Consider the following 5,176-nt stretch of genomic DNA (forward strand, 5'->3'; position numbering starts at 1 on the left):
TCTATCTAGTCCGCAGGCATAACACCGAGAAGTCATGACCTTTTGAATAAAGTGACAAAAGTCATATTCTTAAACATCTATCATACAGCCTTATCCTTTTCGCTGTACTGCTCAAGGTATGCTGCGATCACGTCAAGGAACTTCTGGTTCTGCATTGGAAGTCCAATACTTACACGAATGTACTCTTCTGTGAAGTATCTGATGTAAACTCCCTTAGATTCAAGATAGCTCATGCACTCCTTGGTATCGCAGTGAGGAGCAAAGTAGATAAAACTTGTAGCACTTGGAACTACTGTACAGCCCAGCTTTTCAAGTTCCTTTGAAATATAAGCTCTCTGCTCTGTGTTATTGTCCTTGGCTGCCTTATAAAACTCTGTATCACCAAGAGCTGCTGTAGCGCCTGCTGCCGCAATACGGTTTGTTCCAAATATTCCAGAGATAGCGCTAAGGCAAGAGATAATCTCTTCACTTGCAACAGCATATCCGCATCTGGCACCAGCAAGTCCATATATCTTGGAGAAAGTTCTAAGTACGATAACATTCTTACCACATAAAACCTTAGATATCATACTTGGATAAGACTCATCAGCTACCCAGTCGATATATGCTTCATCAATTACACATACAACATGATCCGGAAGATCATCAATGAATTTAGAAAGCTTATCAGGGCAAAGAAGTGTTCCTGTTGGATTGTTAGGATTGCAGATGAATATAAGCTTGGTCTTATCTGTTATACCGGCTGATAATGCATCAAGATCTATGCTTACTCCATCTTCTGATGTAACTTCTACAAGCTTTGCTCCAAACTGAGCAGGAAGTCTGTAATACTGCATATATGTTGGTGAGCAGATAAGCAGTTCATCATCAGGATTGAGGAAGGCTTCTGCGACAGCCTGAATGCCTGCTCCGGATCCGTTAAATGCTGTGATGCAGCTAACCGGCATATCTATATACTCTGAAATCTTCTTTTTGAGATTAGCAATAGACTGCATAGGATAAAAGTTACAGCTTGTAAGCTCCTTCTCCATAGCTTCAAGCGCCTTGGGGCTTGGTCCCATCTGGTTCTCATTGGCATTAAGTTTTACGATACCAGGTCCCGGGTTTACCATCATACCTCCAGCTGTGTAAATCTGAAATCCCTTGAGTGGCTCTCTCATCAAATCTTTAACTGACATAGCATAGTCCTCCTTTTTGAAAAAACTGCTATCTGGTATAGAGTAGGTCTCCATTGACCAAATAGCAGTCTGTTTACTGTTATCTAATATTCTGTTTACTGTTTCTGTACTATTGTGATTACTGTATCTATACTTTTTATTATTACTGTACTACCTATCACATCTTTTACTACTTCAATTATTTTTACATTTTTTTGTATCCATATCATTCTGCAATATCAAGATACTTAGTACGGATGTTTCCTCTTGATGGATCAATGATCCTGTTTGTAAGCTTTGTATTCATGAGTACGATAGTCTCTCTGTTAAGTACCGGGATTGCCCAGAAGTATTCAGCTACAAGAACCTTTTCTGCTTCATGAAGAAGTTCATATCTCTTAACAGGATCTGACTCTTTATTGGATGCTTCCATAAGTTCGTCGTACTCTGTGCAGTTTGTGCCGTTATCATTGTAAGAATCTGATGTTCTGTACATTGAAAGGTATGTATATGGATCTACAAAGTCTGCTGTCCACTGCATTCTGCAGATATCAAAATCACCTGCTCGTCTGTCTGAGATATTAACCTGTGTTTCCTGTGCTTCAAGCTGTACTTCGATTCCGAGGTTTTCTTTCCACTGTGCCTGAAGGGCCTGAGCGATATCTGATTCAATCTGAGTACTTGGATATTTATATGTTACAGTCGGAAATCCTTCACCGTTTGGATATCCTGCTTCTGCAAGTAGCTCCTGAGCTCTTTCTACATCAAATGTTAAGAGATCTCCGCCGGCTTCTTCTGCCCAGGTCTTACCTGATGCTTTAGATACAACTCCTGATCCTACAAAAAATGTTGTTCCAAGATAGTTAGTTCCGCAGGCTGTAGCTACTGCATCTCTGTCAATTGAGATTGAAAATGCTTCTCTTACTCTTACATCATCAAATGGTGCTTCTGTAATATCAAAGAGCTCGTAGTTACTTGTTGTTGCTACGTATTTTACAAGTTCATCGCTGTCTGCATATTCTTCAAGGACTGTATAGTCTGCTGTTGCAATATCAAGTTCTCCTGTCTTATATGCACTTATGATTGCCTGTGTATCTTCCATTGCCATTGTCTTTATTTCATCAAGATGAATCTCATCTGCAAGGACATAGCTTTCATTTTTCTTGTACAGGCAGTACTGGTTAGGAACATATTCTGCCATATAGAATGGTCCGCAGCTTACAAGAGCGTCCATGTCTTCACCCATTGACCAGGCACCGTTGGTCTCTGTCTGGAGTTCTCTGTGTGTTGGGATGAATACCGGAAGTGTTAACAGATCCATGAAGTATGCGGTAGAATCTGTAAGATTAAATACAATTGTCTTATCATCGGGGCATTCAACACCAAGAGTTGATACATCAGCTCCTTCGTTATAGATAGCATCTGCTCCTTCAATACATAAGAGCATTGTAGAATAGCCGTTACCACAATCGGGATCTAGAGCTCTTGTGATTGTGTTTAAAAAGTCTGCCGATGTAACCGCATCACCGTTATTCCAGGAAGCATCCTGCCTTATATGGAACGTATACTGGGTCATGTCATCATTTACTTCATAAGACTCAGCCAGGATATTCTTATAAGTTCCATCCTCTGCAAGTTCTACAAGTGGTGCTGTTGCATAGGATGTATAACTCCACCACCAATAGGAAGTAATACCTGCACTATCAAGTGTTCCTGATTCCATATTCATTGTAGTTGTGATGGACTTGTAACTTCCATCTGTACTTGCAAGCTTGTCACTTGACGTCTTCTCTCCTCCACATGCAGTCATTCCAACTAGCATGCTGATCGTCATAGTTGCTGCCAAAACCTTGTTCAATACTTTTTTCATAATAACACTCCCTTTCTTGTAGAAATTTGTTAAACTCGCAAACGCTTCGCTTTTTAACTCGCGAAACTTATTGCAAGATTTTCAATATTTAGATTTTCTCTCATCCTAAGATACTTTGGTGCATACAAGAAACATGAAACCTGTCTGTCCTCTACTTTGAAGTTTGCCGGCATCTGATGGAAGCACTCTGCCACTGCATATGGACATCTTGTATTAAAAGGACATCCCTTTGGAGGGTTAATAGGACTTGGTATCTCTCCTTCTAACAGGATTCTCTTTTTCTTCTTGGCTGTGTTTGGATCCGGGATTGGCTCTGCACTAAGAAGTGCCTTGGAATATGGATGAAGCGGCTTTTTATATACATCATTGGACTTTCCAACTTCTACCATGTGTCCTAAATACATAACGCCTATTCTGTGACTTATATGCTTGACCATTCCAAGATCATGGGCTATAAACAAATAGCTTATTCCAGTGGACTTCTGAATATCCTCTAAAAGGTTTATGACCTGCGCCTGAATTGATACATCAAGGGCTGATATAGGTTCGTCGCAGACTATAAATTCAGGATCAAGTGCAAGGGTTCTTGCTATACCTATTCTCTGCCTCTGGCCTCCGGAGAATTCATGAGGATATCTTCTGATGTGATCCGGCTTAAGACCTACTATTTCAAGTAACTCCTGCACCTTTTTCTGCCTTGACTCCGGTGTTCCTATGTTGTGGATCTCCATTGGTTCCCCGATGATCTCACCTACTGTGAATCTTGGATTAAGTGAAGCATATGGGTCCTGGAATATCATCTGGAGCTTTTGCCTATAAGGAAGCATCTGCTTTCTTGATAATTTGGTTATATCTTTTCCATCAAAAAGGATTTCTCCCTTTGTCGGCTCATATATTCTTAAGATGGTTCGTCCAAGACTACTTTTGCCACATCCCGATTCTCCAACAAGTCCGAAGGTTTCACCTTTTTTTACTTCAAAGGATATGTCATTAACCGCCTGAACAACCTGTGGTTTCATTCCTCTGTTTACCTCAAAAAATTTGGTAAGTCTTTTTACTTCCAATACATTCTCTTCCATAGCAAACCTCCTTTTGGGGAACGAAACTTTTAAACTATCTTCTTTTCTTTCTTTTCTACTGCTGTCTTTATAGGTTTTACTTTTATAAGTGATTCATCCATATTTTCAAGCCAGCATCTGCAAAAATGTGTATCGTTATATGTTGTAACAGGGCCTTCCTGAACTGCACATACCTTCATGGCGTGTGGGCATCTGTTCATGAAAGCGCATCCATTTGTAAGTGATGTAAGATCTGGCGGTGTGCCAGGAATAGGAACAAGGGGCTCGTCGTCTTCTTTTTCTGAATTGTTGATACTGTTTAAGAGGCCCTTTGTATATGGATGCCTGGCATGATAGAAAATCTCATCTACTGTGCCCTCTTCTACAATCTGTCCTGCATACATAATTGCTATGCGGTCACACATTGTAGCTACAACTCCAAGGTCATGGGTGATAATTATTACGCTGGAGCCTCTTTCTTTTGTAAGCTTTTGAAGCAGTTCCAGGATCTGTGCCTGAACTGTAACATCAAGAGCTGTTGTTGGTTCATCTGCAATGATGAGTTTAGGGTTGCAGGCAAGAGCGATTGCTATGATGATCCTCTGTCTCATACCTCCTGAGAATTCAAAAGGATACTGATTAAGTCTCTTTTCAGGACTTGGAATTCCAACCTGCTTCATGAGCTCTATTGCTCGCTTCTTGGCCTCTTTCTTACTGCACTTTTCATGGACTCTTATTCCTTCAGTTATCTGTGTTCCAACTTTGAGGATTGGATTTAGGAATGTCATTGGATCCTGGAAGATCATTCCTATCTCATTGCCCCTTATGGTTCTCATGAGCTTTTCGTATTCTTTTTTGGCCTTTTTGCTTTCATATCTAGGTGAGATATCTTTGCCATTGAATTTAATTGTTCCATTTACCACTCTGCCGTTGCTGGCAAGAAGTCCCATCAGTGTATACATTCCCTGGCTTTTACCGGAACCGGATTCACCTACAATTCCAAGTACTTCTCCGGGAGCAACGCTGTAGGATACATCTCTTACAGCCTGTACAGTTCCATTAGGAGTTAAAAATTCAGTTGTTAAATGGCT

At 40.6% G+C, this 5,176-nt stretch carries 4 protein-coding genes; all 4 read right to left on the reverse strand.

The features are described 5' to 3' along the window. Nucleotides 1–80 precede the first annotated feature (80 nt). Entirely contained in the window at nucleotides 81–1,178 is a 1,098-nt protein-coding gene (hisC, locus tag K6G87_RS01410) for a histidinol-phosphate transaminase (protein ID WP_296832869.1), read from the reverse strand. A gap of 205 nt (nucleotides 1,179–1,383) precedes the next feature. Continuing rightward, nucleotides 1,384–3,027: a peptide ABC transporter substrate-binding protein gene (locus K6G87_RS01415; protein ID WP_296832872.1), complete on the reverse strand. Its 1,644-nt coding sequence runs from the start codon at nucleotides 3,025–3,027 to the stop codon at nucleotides 1,384–1,386. 53 nt (nucleotides 3,028–3,080) lie between these two features. Continuing rightward, nucleotides 3,081–4,106, reverse strand: coding sequence for an ABC transporter ATP-binding protein (locus tag K6G87_RS01420; protein ID WP_296832874.1), 1,026 nt, complete (start codon nucleotides 4,104–4,106; stop codon nucleotides 3,081–3,083). 29 nt (nucleotides 4,107–4,135) lie between these two features. Then, nucleotides 4,136–5,176: ABC transporter ATP-binding protein (locus K6G87_RS01425; RefSeq protein WP_296832877.1), on the reverse strand; the 1,041-nt coding region annotated here is incomplete at its 5' end.

The sequence above is a fragment of the Butyrivibrio sp. genome (genome assembly GCF_024699075.1).